General features: G+C 71.7%; 14 protein-coding genes. 10 read left to right on the forward strand and 4 right to left on the reverse strand.

Translation table 11 applies throughout. The annotated features are described in order from the left end of the window. Positions 1–80: 80 nt before the first annotated feature. The 6 genes from ACIBKY_RS11825 to ACIBKY_RS11850 are packed head-to-tail and all read left to right on the forward strand — an operon-like array spanning position 81 to position 6,094. Positions 81–986 (forward strand): carbohydrate ABC transporter permease, encoded by a 906-nt coding sequence (locus tag ACIBKY_RS11825; protein ID WP_397096608.1) that lies wholly within the window; start codon positions 81–83, stop codon positions 984–986. Then, positions 983–1,807, forward strand: coding sequence for a carbohydrate ABC transporter permease (locus tag ACIBKY_RS11830; RefSeq protein WP_397096609.1), 825 nt, complete (start codon positions 983–985; stop codon positions 1,805–1,807). The genes ACIBKY_RS11825 and ACIBKY_RS11830 overlap by 4 nt, the downstream gene beginning before the upstream one ends. Further along, positions 1,804–3,201, forward strand: coding sequence for a GH1 family beta-glucosidase (locus tag ACIBKY_RS11835; RefSeq protein WP_397096611.1), 1,398 nt, complete (start codon positions 1,804–1,806; stop codon positions 3,199–3,201). The genes ACIBKY_RS11830 and ACIBKY_RS11835 overlap by 4 nt, the downstream gene beginning before the upstream one ends. After that, positions 3,173–4,180, forward strand: coding sequence for a LacI family DNA-binding transcriptional regulator (locus tag ACIBKY_RS11840; protein WP_397096613.1), 1,008 nt, complete (start codon positions 3,173–3,175; stop codon positions 4,178–4,180). Before ACIBKY_RS11835 ends, ACIBKY_RS11840 begins: the two co-directional genes overlap by 29 nt. A gap of 47 nt (positions 4,181–4,227) precedes the next feature. Further along, a complete protein-coding gene (locus ACIBKY_RS11845) occupies positions 4,228–5,076 on the forward strand; it encodes an aldose 1-epimerase family protein (RefSeq protein WP_397096615.1) in 849 nt (282 codons plus the stop codon). A gap of 52 nt (positions 5,077–5,128) precedes the next feature. Continuing rightward, positions 5,129–6,094: a phosphotransferase gene (locus ACIBKY_RS11850; protein ID WP_397096617.1), complete on the forward strand. Its 966-nt coding sequence runs from the start codon at positions 5,129–5,131 to the stop codon at positions 6,092–6,094. Between the two features lie 122 nt (positions 6,095–6,216). On the opposite strand, the gene ACIBKY_RS11855 is transcribed toward ACIBKY_RS11850, so the two are convergent. Continuing rightward, positions 6,217–7,932 (reverse strand): ABC transporter ATP-binding protein, encoded by a 1,716-nt coding sequence (locus tag ACIBKY_RS11855; RefSeq protein WP_397096872.1) that lies wholly within the window; start codon positions 7,930–7,932, stop codon positions 6,217–6,219. A 98-nt stretch (positions 7,933–8,030) separates the two neighbouring features. On the opposite strand from ACIBKY_RS11855, the gene ACIBKY_RS11860 reads away from it, so the two are divergent. Then, positions 8,031–8,597 carry a TetR/AcrR family transcriptional regulator gene (locus ACIBKY_RS11860; protein WP_397096619.1) on the forward strand — a complete coding sequence of 189 codons (567 nt, stop codon included), beginning with the start codon at positions 8,031–8,033 and terminating at the stop codon, positions 8,595–8,597. Here the strand turns inward: ACIBKY_RS11860 and ACIBKY_RS11865 are convergent. Further along, positions 8,589–9,602, reverse strand: coding sequence for an anti-sigma factor domain-containing protein (locus ACIBKY_RS11865; protein WP_397096621.1), 1,014 nt, complete (start codon positions 9,600–9,602; stop codon positions 8,589–8,591). The two genes, ACIBKY_RS11860 and ACIBKY_RS11865, sit on opposite strands and share 9 nt — an antisense overlap. 179 nt (positions 9,603–9,781) lie before the next feature. On the opposite strand from ACIBKY_RS11865, the gene ACIBKY_RS11870 reads away from it, so the two are divergent. After that, entirely contained in the window at positions 9,782–10,987 is a 1,206-nt protein-coding gene (locus ACIBKY_RS11870; RefSeq protein ID WP_397096623.1) for an FAD-dependent oxidoreductase, read from the forward strand. Here ACIBKY_RS11870 and ACIBKY_RS11875 read toward each other — a convergent pair. Then, the gene (locus tag ACIBKY_RS11875; RefSeq protein ID WP_397096625.1) at positions 10,984–11,619 is read right to left on the reverse strand and encodes a TetR/AcrR family transcriptional regulator; all 636 of its coding nucleotides are present in this window, start codon (positions 11,617–11,619) and stop codon (positions 10,984–10,986) included. The two genes, ACIBKY_RS11870 and ACIBKY_RS11875, sit on opposite strands and share 4 nt — an antisense overlap. A gap of 67 nt (positions 11,620–11,686) precedes the next feature. Here ACIBKY_RS11875 and ACIBKY_RS11880 point away from each other — a divergent pair, with 67 nt between their 5' ends. After that, entirely contained in the window at positions 11,687–12,646 is a 960-nt protein-coding gene (locus ACIBKY_RS11880) for an NAD(P)-dependent alcohol dehydrogenase (protein WP_397096873.1), read from the forward strand. Positions 12,647–12,746: 100 nt separating this feature from the next. Then, positions 12,747–14,084: a class II 3-deoxy-7-phosphoheptulonate synthase gene (locus tag ACIBKY_RS11885; RefSeq protein ID WP_397096627.1), complete on the forward strand. Its 1,338-nt coding sequence runs from the start codon at positions 12,747–12,749 to the stop codon at positions 14,082–14,084. A 234-nt stretch (positions 14,085–14,318) separates the two neighbouring features. Here ACIBKY_RS11885 and ACIBKY_RS11890 read toward each other — a convergent pair whose 3' ends face one another. After that, positions 14,319–15,701 carry a pentapeptide repeat-containing protein gene (locus tag ACIBKY_RS11890; protein WP_397096628.1) on the reverse strand — a complete coding sequence of 461 codons (1,383 nt, stop codon included), beginning with the start codon at positions 15,699–15,701 and terminating at the stop codon, positions 14,319–14,321. Positions 15,702–16,261 lie beyond the last annotated feature (560 nt).

Genomic DNA, 16,261 nt, shown 5'->3' on the forward strand with positions numbered 1-16,261 from the left:
GGGAGCCACGCTCGGAGGAAGCACGGTCAGAGGAAGCACGGTCAGAGGAACCACGGTCGGCGGGGCGGCGGGCGCGGCGCGTGGGCGGGCGAGACGAGCACGGGGGCAGGGGTGGCCGGTGGTCCCGGTTCGATCTTCGTGGTACCCCGTATCTGCTGGTCTCGCCGTACTATCTGCTGTTCGCCGTCTTCGGGGCCTTCCCGCTCGGGTACACGCTGTGGATCTCGCTGCACGACTGGGAGCTGGCCGGGGACAAGAGCTGGCTGGGGCTCGGCAACTACGCGGAGCTGGTCGCCGACGCCGAGTTCTGGAACGCGGTGGGCAACACGCTCGGCATGTTCGTGCTGGCCACGGTGCCGCAGCTCCTGCTGGCCCTGATGCTGGCCAACGCGCTCAACAAGCGGCTCAGGGGCCGCCTGATCCTGCGCCTGGGCGTGTTGCTGCCGCTGGTCACCTCGGTGGTGGCGGTCGCGGTCATCTTCAGCCAGCTCTTCTCCCGCGACTACGGCCTGGTCAACTGGCTGCTGGGGACCCCGATCACCTGGCAGAACGAGAAGTGGTCGTCCTGGATCGCCATCGCCGTGATGATCGACTGGCGCTGGACCGGCTACAACGCGATCATTCTGCTGGCCGCGATGCAGACGATCCCCCGCGACCTCTATGAGGCGGCGTCGATCGACGGGGCCTCGCCGCGCAGGCAGTTCTGGCGGATCACGGTGCCGATGCTCCGGCCGACGCTGGTGTTCGTGGTGTTCGTCTCCACGATCGGCGGGCTGACGCTGTTCGCCGAGCCGGTCATGTTCGAGGGCAACCCGATGATGACCGGCGGCACCACGGGCCAGTACCAGACGGTGGCGATGTTCGTGGTCAAGGAGGGCTTCCGCGACTTCGACATGGGGTACGCCGCGGCCGCCGCCTGGCTCCTGTTCGTGCTGATCCTGCTCGGCACCCTGGTCAACTACCTGTTCACGAGGCGGATCCGATGAACCGGGCCACGATCACGACGAGGATCGGGCTGGCGGTGGCGCTCGTGCTGTCGGCCTTCCCGATCTACTACATGTTCATCATGGCCACGCGCTCCAACGAGGACGCGCTGGACACCCCTCCGCCCCTGCTGCCCGGCGGCCTGCTCGGCGAGAACGTCGAGCGGCTGCTGGCCACCGAGGACGCCCACTTCCTGACCGGCCTGCTGAACTCGGCCGTCGTGGCGGGCACGGTGACGCTGTCGGTGGTGGCGATCTCGACGCTGGCCGGGTTCGCCTTCGCCAAGCTGCGCTTTCCCGGCGCGCGGCTGCTGCTCGGGCTGATCCTGGTGACGATGATGGTGCCGCTGCAGCAGATGGGCGTGGTGCCGCTGTATGAGCTGATGGTCTCGCTGGGCTGGACCGGCCAGTTGAAGGCGGTGATCCTGCCGTTCCTGGTCAACGGGTTCGGCGTGTTCATGATGACGCAGTACGTCGCGCAGGCCGTACCCGATGAGCTGGTCGAGGCGGCGCGGGTGGACGGCGCGGCCACGCTCGGCATCTACTGGCGGGTCGTGCTCCCGGCGCTGCGGCCGGGCATGGCGGTGCTGGCGCTGCTGGTGTTCATGCAGACGTGGAACGAGTTCCTGTGGCCGCTCATCGTGCTGAACCCGGACAACCCGGTGGTGCAGACGTCGATCGCGGCGCTCAACTCGGCGCACGGCACCGACTACGTGATGTTGTTCACCGGCACGGCCGCCTCGGTGCTGCCGCTGTTCGTGGTGTTCGTCCTGTTCGGCCGTCAGATCGTGGGCGGGCTCATGGAAGGCGCGGTCAAGGCATGACGACCCAGGAAGATCAGGTACGGCACGCGCCCGGGCGTTTCCCCGCGGGGTTCGCCTGGGGCGCGGCCACCTCGGCCTACCAGATCGAGGGCGCCGCCGACCGGCGCGGCCGATCGATCTGGGACACCTTCACCCGCGTGCCCGGACGGGTGGTCGGCGGCGACCACGGGGACGTGGCCATCGACCACTACCACCGTTACCGCGACGACGTGAAGCTCATGGCCGCCCTGGGCCTGACCGCCTACCGGTTCTCGGTCTCGTGGCCGCGCGTGCAGCCGGACGGCTCGGGCGCGGTCAGCCGGAAGGGCCTCGACTTCTACCGGCGCCTCACCGACGAACTGCTGGAGCACGGCATCCAGCCGTGGCTGACGCTCTACCACTGGGACCTGCCGCAGGCGCTGGAGGACAGAGGCGGCTGGCCGGAGCGGGAGACCGCCTACCGCTTCGCCGACTACGCCGCCACCGTGCACGAGGCGCTGGGCGACCGGGTGCACACGTGGGCGACGGTCAACGAGCCGTGGTGCGCGGCCTTCCTGGGGTATGCCTCGGGTGAGCACGCGCCGGGGCGGCGCGACCCGGTCGCCGCGATCCGGGCGGCGCACCATCTCAACCTGGCGCACGGGCTGGCCGTACAGGCGCTGCGGCCTTCGCGCGTGGGCGGCTGCGTGAACCTCTACGCGATCACGCCCGCCACCGCGGACGACCACGACGCGGCCCGCCGCATCGACGGCCTGCAGAACCGCTTCTTCCTGGACGCTCTTCTCAAGGGTTCCTATCCACCCGACGTCCTGGAGGACCTCGGCATGGACCTGGATTTCATGAAAAATCAGGATCTTGCGGTCATCAGCGAGCCGATCGACCTGCTGCTCGTCAACTACTACAGCCGCTTCACCGTCTCCTCCCGCCCCGGACCCGCCTCGGCCGCCGCGGCGCCGACCGGCACGGGCTCGCCGTGGGTCGGCAGCGAGCACGTCTCGTTCGTCCCGGGCGGGCGGCCGGTCACCGCGATGGGCTGGGAGATCGACGCAGGCGGCCTGCTGGAGGTGCTGACGCGGGTGCGCGAGGAGTACCCGGCCGTGCCGATGGTGGTCTCGGAGAACGGCGCCGCCTTCGACGACCACCTGGACGGAGAGCGCGTCCACGACCCCGGCCGGGTGGCCTACCTGCGCGAACACCTGTCCGCCTGCCTGGAGGCCACCCGCCGCGGCATCCCGCTTGAGGGCTATTTCGCCTGGTCGCTCATGGACAACTTCGAATGGGCATGGGGCTACGGCAAACGCTTCGGCCTCGTCCACGTCGACTTCGCCACCCAGCGCCGCATCCCCAAAGACAGCGCTCTCTGGTACGCGGAGATCATCCGGCAGAATGGTGGCCATGAACCGACCGACTCTTGAAGCAGTCGCCGCCCGCGCCGGGGTCGGGCGCGGCACGGTGTCGAGGGTCATCAACGGCTCGCCCAACGTCAGCGCGAAGGCCCGCGCCGCCGTGCGCCAGGCCATCGACGAACTCGGCTACGTCCCCAACCGTGCCGCCCGCACGCTCGTCACGCGCCGCACCGACACGGTGGCGCTGGTGGTGTCGGAGTCGGAGCTGCGCGTGTTCGACGAACCGTACTTCGCCGGCACGATCAGGGGCATCGGCTCCGCGCTGGCCGAGACCGGCCTGCAGCTCATACTGGCGATGGCCCAGTCGCCGGAAGAGCACGAGCGGCTGGAGCACTTCCTGACCGGCCAGCACGTCGACGGCGTCCTGCTGCTGTCACTGCACGGCGCCGACCCGCTGCCGGGACGGCTGGAGGAGATGGGCGTGCCGACCGTTCTCGGCGGCCGTCCGGTCGGCCTCGACCCCTACAGCTACGTCGACATGGACAACCGCGGCGGCGCCCGCCAGGCGGTCAAGCACCTGCTGGGCATCGGCCGCACCCGCGTCGCCACCATCGCCGGCCCGCAGGACATGGGCGTCGGCGTGGACCGCCTGGCCGGCTACCGTGACGCGCTGCTGGCCTCGAACGCCCCCGACCTGGTGGCCTACGGCGACTTCTCCGAGGAGAGCGGCGCCGCGGCGATGCGCGCGCTGCTGGCCGGCCATCCGGACCTCGACGCCGTGTTCGCCGCCTCCGACCTGATGGCGGTGGGCGCGCTGCGCGAGCTGAAGGCGGCCGGCCGCTGCGTGCCCGAGGACGTCGCGCTGGTCGGCTTCGAGGACTCCAAGGCGGCCCTGCACACCGACCCGCCGCTGACGACCGTCCACCAGCCGACCGAGCAGATGGGCCGCCAGATGGCGCACCTGCTCGTGGCCCGCATCAACGGCGAGGAGCTGAGCCAGCCGGTCGTCATACTCGACACTCATCTGGTACGGCGAGCCTCCGCTTGACCAGCGGATATCCTTGACCGACCCCAGCGTTGGCGAAAGGACTCCCCGTGCCCTCTCTGTCCGGCGGCGGCTACACCGCCGAGATCAGCCAGCGCGGCGCCGCCCTGCGCGTGCTCAGGCACGGCGGGCGCGACCTCGTGACCTCGTGGCCGGAGGGCGGCCCGATCCCGTTCTACGCCGGGACGATCCTGGCCCCGTGGCCCAACCGGGTCGCGGGCGGCCGCTACTCCTTCGACGGCGACGGGCACCGGCTGGAGCTGACCGAGCCGGAGCGCGGCAACGCGCTGCACGGCCTGGTCTCCACCGCGGACTGGCGGGTCGCGGAGTGGCTGGCCGCCGAGGACGATCACGCCTTCGTCCGGCTGGTCCACACGATCACGCCGGCGCCCGGCTACCCGTTCACGCTGGAGCTGGGGGTGCTTCACCGGCTCGACGCCGCCGGGCTGAGCACGACCGTCACCGCCCGCAACACCGGCGAGCGCCCGGCGCCCTACGGGTGCGGGCCGCATCCGTGGCTGCTGAGCGACTCCGACGTGCTGCACGTCCCGGCCGGCAAGGTGGTGCTGAACGACGAGCGGCTGCTGCCCCGGGCGCTGGAGGAGGTGTCCGGCACTCCGTACGACTTCCGCGCGCCGCGCCCGCTGGGCGGCCAGGACGTCGACAACGCCTTCACCGCGCTGACGGCGGGCGAGGTGCGGGTGGGCGGCACCCGCGTGAGGTGGGATCCCGCCGTGCTGCCGTGGGTGCAGGTGTGCACCGGCGGGCAGCTCGGTTACGAGGGTGTGGCGGTGGAGCCGATGACGTGCCCGCCGGACGCGTTCAACTCGGGAACCGACCTGGTGGTGCTGAAGCCGGGCGAGCACCACGAGGCGAGCTGGACGATCAGCGCCGTCTAGGCTTCGAGACGCACTGGACGATCACCGCTCGAAGCGGACAGAATCTCGCTCTGTGGAGAGCAGAACCAAGCGCCGCCTGTCCCCCGGGCAGCTCGACGCGTTGCTCCGGCGGGCGATGGGCACGGGCGTCGCCGCCGCGAGCGAGCTGACCGACGGGTTCGCCAACGCCGTGTGGCGGGTGCGGCTGGACGACGGCCGTGAGGTGGTGCTCAAGCTCTCCCCGCCACCCGACCTCGACCAGCTCACCTACGAGCGCAACCTGCTGCGCATGGAGGCGCACGCGATCGAGCTGGCCGGCGCGGCGGGCGTGCCGGTGGCCGCCCTGCTGCGGGCGGGCTTCGACGATCCGGTGCTCGGCGGCGACTACCTGGTGCTGCGCGCGCTCGACGGCACGCCGTGGAACCGTACCCGGCCGGACTCCCCCGACGACGTACGCCGTGAGCTGGGCCGGCACCTGGCCACGCTGGCCTCGGTGACCGGCGAGGTGTTCGGCTATCCGCACAACGGCATCACCGGCCCGACCTGGCGGGCGGCGTACCTGGCGATGCTCGGGGCGCTGCTGGACGACACCCTGCGCTATCCGACGCCGCTGCCGCTGCCCGCGGAGGAGATCCGGCGGGTGGCCGAGTCCGCCGCGCACGTGCTGGACGAGGTGCGTACGCCGAGCCTGGTCCACTTCGACGTGTGGCCGGGCAACGTCTTCCTCACGCTCGACGGCCGGATCCAGGCGATCATCGACCATGAGCGGGCGTTCTGGGGCGATCCGCTGGCCGAACTGATCACGCCGACGATCTTCGGCGAGGTCGGCGAGAACGATCCGCTGCTGGCCGGGTACCGGGAGGTGCGCCCGCTGGAGCTCACGCCGGCCGCGCTGGCCCGCCTCGACCTCTACCGCACCTACCTCTATCTGATCCTGCTGGTGGAGAACGGTCCGCGGCAGTACCCGGAGGAGGAGTACGCGCCGCTGCGCGACCTGGCCACGACCTCGCTGGTGAAGGCGGTGGAGGCACTGCGCTGAGTGAGCCGCCCGCGACCGTCGCGTGGACGGTCGCGGGCAGCGCGGCCCCTGGAGACCCCGTGCCCAGGGACCCGTTCCCGATGGCCACGCCGGCCGGGTGACCGGCGTCGTCACCCGGCCGCTCAGGCCGCGGCCGGGCTCTTGCCCTCGGCCAGGCTGAGCGCCTCGACCAGGCTCGCGTAGAGCTCGTCGGTCTCCAGGAGCGCCGTGTGGGAACCCTGCGCGCGTACCTTGCCGTCCTGGAGGACGACGATCGTGTCGGCGTCGATCACGGTGGACAGCCGGTGCGCGATCGTCACCACGGCGCCCTTGCTCGCCCGATCGCTGATGCAGTCGTGCACGGCCGCCTCGGTGAGGCCGTCGAGCTGGGCGGTGGCCTCGTCGAGGAGCAGCACGTCGGGGGTGCGCAGCAGTGCCCTGGCCAGCGCGATCCGCTGGCGCTGGCCGCCGGAGACCGACGTCGGCGACAGCTCCTGGTCGAGGGTGCCGGCCATGTCGGCCAGCCGTACGTCGCGCAGGACCTTCCGCAGTTCGTCCTCACCGGCCTCCGGGTGCGACAGCAGCAGGTTGTCGCGGATCGTGCCGGGCACGACGGGTGTGTCCTGCTCGACGTAGGCGAGCCGGGCGCGCACCTGGTCGTGCGTGAGGTCTTGGTACGGCACGCCGTCCAGCAGGATCTCGCCCTCCTGAGGTTGCAGGAACCGCAGGATGAGGGAGAACAGCGTGGTCTTGCCCGCCCCCGACGGCCCGACGATCGCGACGTGCCCACGGCGCGGGATGACCAGGTCCACGCCCTTGACGGCGGGTTCCGAGTCGGCCGAGTAGGCGGCCCGCACACCCCGAAGCTCCAGGATCGCCGGCGCGGCGGCGCCCGCGGTCGCGACGCCCGTCCCGGCGGGAACGGAGCTCTCCTGCTCCAGGTCGTCGACGCTGCGGATGCGCTCGGCCGCGGCGATGCCGGCCTGCAGGGCGGTGACGTTCTGGCTGAGCTCGGTGATCGGCTCCATCAGCGCGAACGCGTAGAGCAGGAACGCGATCAGGCTGGAGACCTCCAGCACGCCGAGGCTCACCCGCCAGGCGCCGACGCCGAGGATCAGGATGATGGCCAGCTGGATGCCGGACCAGGCCAGCGTCCAGGCGATCGCCTCCCTGCGCACGGCGCGGATGCTGTACTTGGTCGACACGCGGGCGTCGTCGATGATCCGCTCGGCGGTGCGGTCCTCCGCGCGGCTCACCTTGATGGTCCTGATCGCGCGCAGCGCGCCTTCGAGCCGGCCGCCGACGCGGCCCACGTGCTCCTGGGCCCGTTCCTGCGCCTTGGCGATGGCCGGCATCAGCGTGGCGAACAGCAGTCCCACCACGACGACCGCGGCGACCGTCGTGCCGAGCAGCACCAGGTCCAGCACGCCCATGAGCACGAGCGTGCCCACCAGCATGATCGCGCCGTTGATCAATCCGATGACGCTTGAGGACGCGGCCTCGCGCAGCAGCACGGTGTCGGAGGTGACCCGGGTGACGAGCTCACCGCTGGGCCGCCTGGTCACGGCCGGGATGGTGGCGCGCAGCAGGCGGCGCACCATCGACTCGCGCGCCTCCAGCACGACCCGCTCGCCGAGCGCGCCGAGCATGATCCACTGCCAGGTCAGGATCACGATGCCGACCAGCATCAGGCCGACCAGCGCGGTGATGGGCCCGGACAACGACAGCGAGGCGCCGAGCGAGTCGAGCACCCACTTGGTCACCATCGGCGTGGCCAGGCTCATCCCCGAGCCGAGCAGCGCGAGGAACAACCCGAGGACGAGCTTGCCCCTGTGGGGCCGGGCAAAGCTCCACAAAATCCGGAGCCGTGGAAACTTTTTTGGAGCAGTCATGGATGACAGTGGAACACACTTGTTCCAAGAAAGGCAAATCAGTTTCTTAGTGGTACGGTGTGCCCATGACCGTTGCTGAGACAGGGCTGCGCGCACGGACCCGTCGCGCCATCCTCGATGCCGCCTTCTCCACACTGACCGGCAACTCGGGGGCCTCACTCAGCGATGTCGCCGCGGCCGCCGGGGTCGGCCGCACCACGATCCACCGCTACTTCCCCGAGCGCACCGACCTGATCACCGCGATGTCCGAGGACCTGCTGGAGAAGATCGCCCAGGCCACCAGCCGGGCCAGGCTCACCGACGGACCGGCCATCCAGGTGCTCGACCGCCTGATGCAGGAGTACTTCGAGCTCGGCGACTACCTCATGCTCGCCTTCACCGAACCGCACCTCATCGACTCGGCCGACTGGGAGAACGAGACCCCCAGTGACCGCGAGCTGATCTCCATGATCGAGCGCGGCCACGAAGAGGGCTCGGTCGACGCGCGGATGCCGGCGAGCTGGGTGCAGCAGGTGATGTGGGCGCTGCTGTACGCCGCGTGGCAGCAGATCCGCGACGAGGAGACCTCCAAGCACGACGCGCTCGGGCTGTGCCTGCTCGCCTTCCGCAAGGCCGTGGGCGCCTCAGCCTGAAGGCAGCTCGGCCAGCATGATCGCCACTGTGGTGGGCCGGCGCGACCCGCCCGCCGGCTCGACCGTCAGCGCCACCCGCCCCTCCCCCTTCTCCGGTACGGCCCGCAGCATCCCGTCCCCGTCGTCCAGCAGCCCTGCCGGGCGGGCGCCCCGCGGCCCCATCAGCCACAACGCGTAGTCCTCTTCCTCCTTCAGCCGCGGCAGCCCCGTCGCGGCGAACACCATCCTGCCCCGCTCCCTGGAGACCACGATGGTGGCCTCGCCCCCGGCGGTGACCGGCCGGCGTACGACCCGGACGTCGGGGGCGGCCATGACGTCCAGCAGGTCCTTCTGCCGTTCCAGCGCCTCCTGCCGGCCGGCGGTCACCGTCTCCAATCGCTGCTGGCCCTGAACCGCGAGCACCCCGAGGGCGACGGCCGCCGCCGTGGACACGGCCGCCAGCCCCGCCGCCGCCCGCCCCCGCCACCCGGACCCCCCGGATCCCGTCCTCCCCCGCCACCCGGGCCCGCCGAATCCCGTCCTCCCCCGCCATCCGGGCCCGCCGGACACCGCCCGGCCGTGCCTGCCGGGCCGGGGGCCGCCCGCTTCCGGCCGCGCGCCGGTCGCGTCCGGCGCCGGCGAGGACCCGGCCCCCGTGGCGCCGGTCCGCCGGGGTCCGGGCCGGTCGGGTCCTGGGGCGCCGGTCGCGAAGGGGAGGGTGCCCGTCACCTCCGTCCTGGGGTACCAGACGGTGGCGCCCGATTCGGCCAGCGGCCAGGGATGGAGGGTGGCGGGGGTGTGGGCCTGCCGTACCTGGGCGGCCGAGGCGAGCACGCGGCGGCGCAGCGCGGCGGGCGGCGGGACGGCCGCGGGGAGCGCGAGGCGGGCGGCCGTCTCGCGCAGGCGGCGCACCTCGCCCTGGCAGGCCACGCACCGGACCAGGTGCCGTTCGAACAACTCGCCTTCCAGTTCGGGCAGGGCGTGCACGGCGTAGGCGCCGGACAGGGCGTGGAGGTCTTCGTTCATGGGGTCGCTCCCAGCCGGTACGGCCCGTCGCGCGGTGAGCGCCGCGAACGGGGTGGCGCGTCGCGGCCGTGGCGGGGCGGTCGCGACGCTCACGTCTGTACTTCGGCCCCTCGGGCTCGCCGGATGCCGGGCCTTGCGCTTTTCCCGTGTCGTGCGACAATTTCATTAGGTGATGAATTATGAGCTGTGTCATCGCGGGAGGCGGTCCGGCGGGCGCGATGCTCGCCCTGCAACTCGCCAGGTCCGGCGTCGAGGTGACGCTACTGGAGAAGCACGCCGACTTCCTCAGAGACTTCCGGGGGGACACGATCCACCCCTCCACCATGATGGTGCTCGACGAACTCGGGCTCATCGGCGACTTCCTCAAGATGCCCCACCGCAAGACCTACCAGGTCCACGCGCTGACCGATGAGGGCCTCCGGCCGGTGGTCAGCCTCAGGGAACTGCGCACGCCGTACAACTACATCGCGATGGTCCCGCAGTGGGACTTCCTTGACCTGATCACCGGGGCGGCCAAGGAGTACCCCTCGTTCCGGCTGATCATGAACGCCGGGGCGACCGGCCTGATCCGCGAGAACGGCGTCGTCCGCGGCCTGCGCTACCGGGACGCCTCGGGCGAGCACGAGATCAGGGCCGCGCTCACCGTGGCCGCCGACGGCCGGCGCTCCACGCTGCGCGCGGCGGCGGGGCTCGTGCCGAAGGAGTTCGGGGCGCCCATGGACGTGCTGTGGTTCCGCATGCCGCGGGAGGCCGGCGACGTCGACCACACGTTCCTGCGCCTGGCGGCCGGCCGGCTCATGGTCGCCATCAACCGGGAGACCTACTGGCAGATGGCCTACGTGATCCCCAAGGGCGGCTTCGACCGGCTGCGCGCCCAGGGCATCGACGCCCTCAGGGAGCCGGTACGGCGGCTGCTGCCGTTCCTCGGCGACCGGGTGGACCTCGTCCAGGGCTACGACGACCTCAGCATGCTGACCGTGGCGGTCAACCGGCTCGAACGCTGGCACCTGCCCGGTTTCCTGTGCATCGGGGACGCGGCGCACGCGATGTCACCGGTGTTCGGCGTCGGCATCAACCTGGCCGTCCAGGACGCGGTGGCCACGGCCAACCTGCTGGCCGGGTCGCTGCGCTCGGGGGCGCCGATCCCGGAGCCGGCGCTTCACCTGGTGCAGCGGCGGCGGCTGTTCCCGGCGGCGGTCACGCAGACCGCGCAGCGCCTGTTCCAGGACCGCGTCATCAGCGTCACCCTGGAGAACCGGCGCGAGCCGCCCCGCATCCCCGCCAACGTGACCGGCATCCCGATACTGGGCCCGGCGCTGCGGCGGTTCGTGGGCTTCGGCGTCCGGCCCGAGCACGTGCGCACGAAGGCCCTGATCCGCCGCTAGTCCGGCAGGCGCAGGTGGTAGAGGGCGAGCGGAGCGGGCGGCGGCAGGGGCACGGCCGGTCCGGTGTGGAAGGAGCGCAGCATCAGGCCGGCCAGACGGCGGGCGGCGGCCACCGCGGTCTCGGCGGAGGCCGCGGTGATGCCGTCGGCGGCCATGAGGATGAGCGACAGGTCGCTGCGGTCGAACTCGGCGCGCAGCTGACCTGCCGCCTTGGCCCGCCGTACCAGCTCGGCGAAGCCCTGCTCGGCCCGTTCCCGCTCGCGCCCGAAGTCGGCCGCGCCGGGGAACTCCGTCAGGAAGGCCGCCGCGAGCCCGCGGTCGACGGCGTTCATCGCGCACACCGTCTCGATGAACGTGCGGAATCCACGCCAGGGGTCGGGATCCTCCAGAGCCGCGTCGATCGTCGCCGTACAGGTGCAGAGATGCTCGCGGAACACCTCCGTCATCAGCGCCTCGCGGGTGGGGAAGCGCCGGTAGAGCGTGGCCACGCCGACGCCCGCGCGCCGCGCGATCGCGGCCATGGGCACGTCGAGGCCGCGCGCGGCGACCAGGTCGCCGGCCGCTTCGAGGACGCGCTCGCGGTTGTGGCGCGCGTCCGCGCGCATCTCCATCCGAGAGGATTCCGCAGACATGTTTCTCACATTAGCTCAAATGGAGTGGCCTCTCCGCTTAGCGGGCTAGCGTGACGGCATGAGTGAGATGCGCGCGGCCCTTTATGACCGCTATGGCCCCCCTGAAGTGCTGTACGAGGGCACGCTGCCCAAGCCCGTCCCCGGCCCCGGTGAGGTCCTGGTACGCGTCCACGCCGCCACCGTGAACGGCGGCGAACTCCTGGGCCGGGCCGGAAAGATGCGGCCGGTCACCGCCCTCGCCGGACGCGGCTGGCCCAAGCGCACCGGGATCGACTTCGCCGGCGAGGTCGCCGGCCTGGGCTCACCGATGTCCGGGCTGAAGCCCGGCGACCGGGTCTGGGGCAGCATGGCCAGATCCCAGGGCTTCGGCAGCGCCGCCGAGTACGTGGTCGTGCGGCCCCGGCAGCTCGCCTTCGCCCCCGCCGGGCTCGACCTGGTCCGGGCCGCGGCCCTGCCCGTGGGCACGACTGCGATCACCGCGCTGCGCGACAAGGCCCGCCTCGCTCCCGGCGAGCGCCTCCTGGTGCGCGGCGGCGCGGGCGGCGTCGGCAGCCTCGCCGTCCAGCTCGGCCGCGCCTACGGCGCCCACGTCACCGCGCTCGCCGGGGCCGGGAACCTGGATCTCGTCCGCGACCTCGGCGCCGACGAGGTGCACGACTACGCGACGACCGGTCCGGCCGGCCTCGGCCGGTTCGACGTGGTCCTCGACACCGTGGGCAGGGACCTGCCCGCGTGGCGCCGCCTGCTGACGCCGCGGGGCCGGATGGTGGCGATCGCGTTCGACACGGCGCGCGTGGCCGCCTCGCTCGGCTACATCCTCGCCTCCACCGCGTACGGCAGGCACCGCGTACGGGCCTTCAGCGGCAACCCCACCCACGACCTGTTCGCCGAGCTGACCCGGCTGACGGAGTCCGGGGCGCTGCGGCCGGTCGTGGACACGATCCACCCGCTGTCCGACATCGCGAAGGCGCACCGGGCGCTGGAGGCGGGCGGTGTCCGCGGGAAGCATGTTATCCAAGTGATATGACCGGTTTACCGGGTTTGATGGGCCGCCAGGTGAGAACACGTTCTCAGAATGCGGAATCCGGGGTCGGAGAGGAAGGCGGAGTGGAATACCCTCGTTTGTCGTGAGCGCACTGAGCAACCTCGATTCCTGGCGGGCGCTTCCCGCCGCCCAGCAGCCTGACTGGCCCGACCCCGCCGAGCTCGGCAAGGTCGTGGACGAGCTGCGTTCTCTTCCTCCCCTGGTGTTCGCCGGCGAGTGCGACCAGCTCAAGGCCCAGCTGGCCGACGTGGCCCGCGGCCAGGCGTTCGTGCTGCAGGGCGGCGACTGCGCCGAGACGTTCGCCGGGGCCACCGCCGACAACGTGCGCAACAAGCTCAAGACGCTGCTGCAGATGGCCATCGTCCTCACGTACGCGGCCAAGGTGCCCGTCGTGAAGATCGGCCGGGTCGCCGGGCAGTTCGCCAAGCCGCGCTCCAAGGGCACCGAGACCCGCGACGGCGTCACCCTGCCCGCCTACCGGGGCGACATGGTCAACGGGTTCGACTTCACCGAGGCCTCCCGGGTGCCCGACCCGTGGCGGCTGCTGAAGGCGTACCACTCCTCGGCGGTCACGCTCAACCTCGCCCGCGCCTTCACCAAGGGCGGCTACGCAGACCTGCGCCAGGTGCACGCCTGGAACCAGGATTTCGTGCTCGAGTCGCCCGCCGGGCGCCGCTACGAGCAACTGGCCAGGGAGATCGACCAGGCGCTGGCGTTCATGCGGGCCTGCGGGGCCGACCCGGAGGAGTTCCACACCGTGGAGTTCTACTCCTCCCACGAGGCCCTGATCCTCGACTACGACCAGGCGCTCACCCGCATCGACTCACGCACCGGCCTGCCGTACGACGTCTCCGCTCATATGGTGTGGATCGGCGAGCGCACCCGCCAGCTCGACGGCGCGCACGTGGAGTTCTTCTCCCGCATCCGCAACCCGATCGGCGTCAAGCTCGGCCCCACGACGACGGCCGACGAGGCGCTCACGCTGATCGAGAAGCTCAACCCCGCCAACGAGCCCGGCCGCCTGACGTTCATCACCCGCATGGGCGCGCCGAAGATCCGCGAACTGCTCCCGCCGCTGGTCAAGGAGGTCACCGCGTCCGGCGCGCAGGTGGCGTGGATCTGCGACCCGATGCACGGCAACACGTTCGAGGCGCCGAGCGGCCACAAGACGCGCCGCCTGGACGCCGTGCTGGACGAGGTGGCCGGCTTCTTCGAGGTGCACCGCGCGCTCGGCACGCACCCGGGCGGCATCCACATCGAGTTCACGGGCGACGACGTGACGGAGTGCGTGGGCGGCGGCCGGGAGATCGTCGAGGACGACCTCGCCCTGCGCTACGAAACCGCCTGCGACCCGAGGCTCAACCGCTCCCAGTCCCTGGACCTCGCCTTCCGCGTCGCCGAGCTCTACCGCTCCGTCTAGCGACAGGCCTGTCACACGCGTCCGTTCAGGCGCACTTTCCGTTACGGCGGGGCCGGCTTGCCCGCCCCGCCGTAACTCCTTTCCCCCTGTCGAGCGATGGTCGTGAGGGCCCACGGGGTCTCCCGCCGTGACAACTCCGCTCTTGACCGGCGCCACGCCCACCCCGGCTGTCGAGCCATGGTCGCAACGGGGTTACCCGCCGTAACGTCCCCGGTTCGGTGAGGTTTCGGGGTGTCAGGGGAGGTGGATGGAGGGGTCGGGCTGGGTGGGGACGGGGCGGCGGGTGGCCTGGCTGGTGGAGGTCCAGAAGACACCGGCCGTGATCGCCATCAGGATGACCAGCCAGAGTGCCGCTCTGCCCATCCGCAGGCCGTAGCCGCACAGCAGCCACGACAGGGCCAGCCACCATCGCCGTGACGCCCCGGCCTTGCGGCGCATCTCCATGGCGCCGAAGGCGAAGTCGCTGGCTATGGACTCGTCGTCCAGGCCTGCCCGCAGGCCGGTGTAGAGGATGGCGAGGCGTTCCGCGCTGGCGGCGGTCTCGCCGGGGGCGGTCCAGCCTCTTAACAGGTGTTCGTCGGCCAGCGAGCGGCGGCGGGAGAACCAGCGCATCGGCGGCCAGCGCAGCCCGAAACGGACGCCGCTGGGCGTGAACGCGAAGGCGCAGTCCTTCAGGCGCAGTCCCGCCGGGTCGCTGTAGCCGGCGAAACGGCAGGTGGACAGGTCCAGGCCGGTCAGGTTGAGCGCGGGGGCGCGTACCTCGCGAAGAGAGGTGAGGCCGGAGCGGCCCCTGCCGGAGATGGCCGACGGGTGGTGCAGGACGGCCGATTCCAGGTCGGCCTGGGCGTCGGCGAGACGCAGCAGCAGCGGGCCGGTGATCTCGGCGTGGCGCAGGTCCGCGCCCGAGCCGGTGACGCACAGGTCGAGTCCCGACTCGGCGTGCGCGTGGGCGGCCGAGAGACGGCCGGTGACCGAGATGTAGACGTTGCCCAGGAAGTGGGCGGCGTCGAAGGCGGCCGGGCCGACGACCTTGCGGCAGGACAGCGTGCGGCCGAAGCGCGCGCCGCGGAAACTGGCGCCGTCGCCGACGCTCGCGGCGTCGAAGGTGGCGAACCCGTCGAACCGGGTTCGCTCGCAGGACAGGCCACGGCCGCAGGCGGTCTGGCTGAACAGGGCGTCGCGGGCCAGGACGGCCCGGTCCAGCGACAGGTGACCGCGGACCCGTACGCCGTGGAAGGACACTTCGCGGGCGAAGCGCGCTCCGGCCAGAGAGACGTTGCCTTCGAAACGGGCGCCGAAGAAGGACGCCAGGCGGTCGAACCTGGCCCCGTCGAGGGAGACGTCACCGAGGAAGGCGACTCCGGCGAAACGCGTCTCGCAGGTGAAGTGGGCGCGGTCGAGGCGGGTTCTGCCGGGTCTGCGTCCGGTGGCCTCCAGGACCTGGTCCAGGAGTTCGGCGTCGATGGTGGTGCCGCGGAGGTCCACGAGGCGGCCGGGGGTTAAGGTGCGGAGCACCTCCGCGCGCGCCTCGGGCGTGGTGTGGAGCAGGCAGGTGCCGTGAGGCTGGTGTGCGAAGCCTGTGCAGGCGCCGGAATGCGCGCAGGTGACCCAGTCCATGCAGTGGTCATACCCGGGGACCCCGCCGGTCAAGGTTGGCCGTATCAACGCTCTATCCACCTTCAAGCGGATATATACGAAACCAGCCGCCCTTAAAGCGCTGGCCATCCGTGTTTTAACCCAGGCAACGCCCCGCACCCGCCCCCGACACCACGCCCACACCGCCCACGGCCGGCGCCACGACCGCACCCACCCCATCACCACCGCCACGACCGCACCCGCACCCGCACCGCGGCCGACACCACGGCCGCACCCGCACCCGCGCTACGGCCACACCCGCCTTCGCCAGGGTCGGTGTCAGGGCCGTACCCGCCCTCTCCCTGGTCGCCCGGCCCGCCCTCGCCACCACGCCAACGGCGGCCGCTCCCCTCGGAGAGTGGGCCGGAGGTGGTCGCGAGAGTGTTCCATCGGCCTTCCAGCAGCCCGTGACCGGCGGTGGCCACGGCAACCCCGGCCGCCACGGCGAGATCACCGGAACCGAGGCACCGGCATCGCGTGTCCCGCCGGAGCCTGGTGTGCGGGCCCGGCGGGACATGGAATGCTGGAAAGCGGTGAGTGGT

The sequence above is a fragment of the Nonomuraea sp. NPDC050394 genome (assembly GCF_044459065.1).
In the GTDB taxonomy this organism is placed as follows: Bacteria; Actinomycetota; Actinomycetes; order Streptosporangiales; family Streptosporangiaceae; genus Nonomuraea.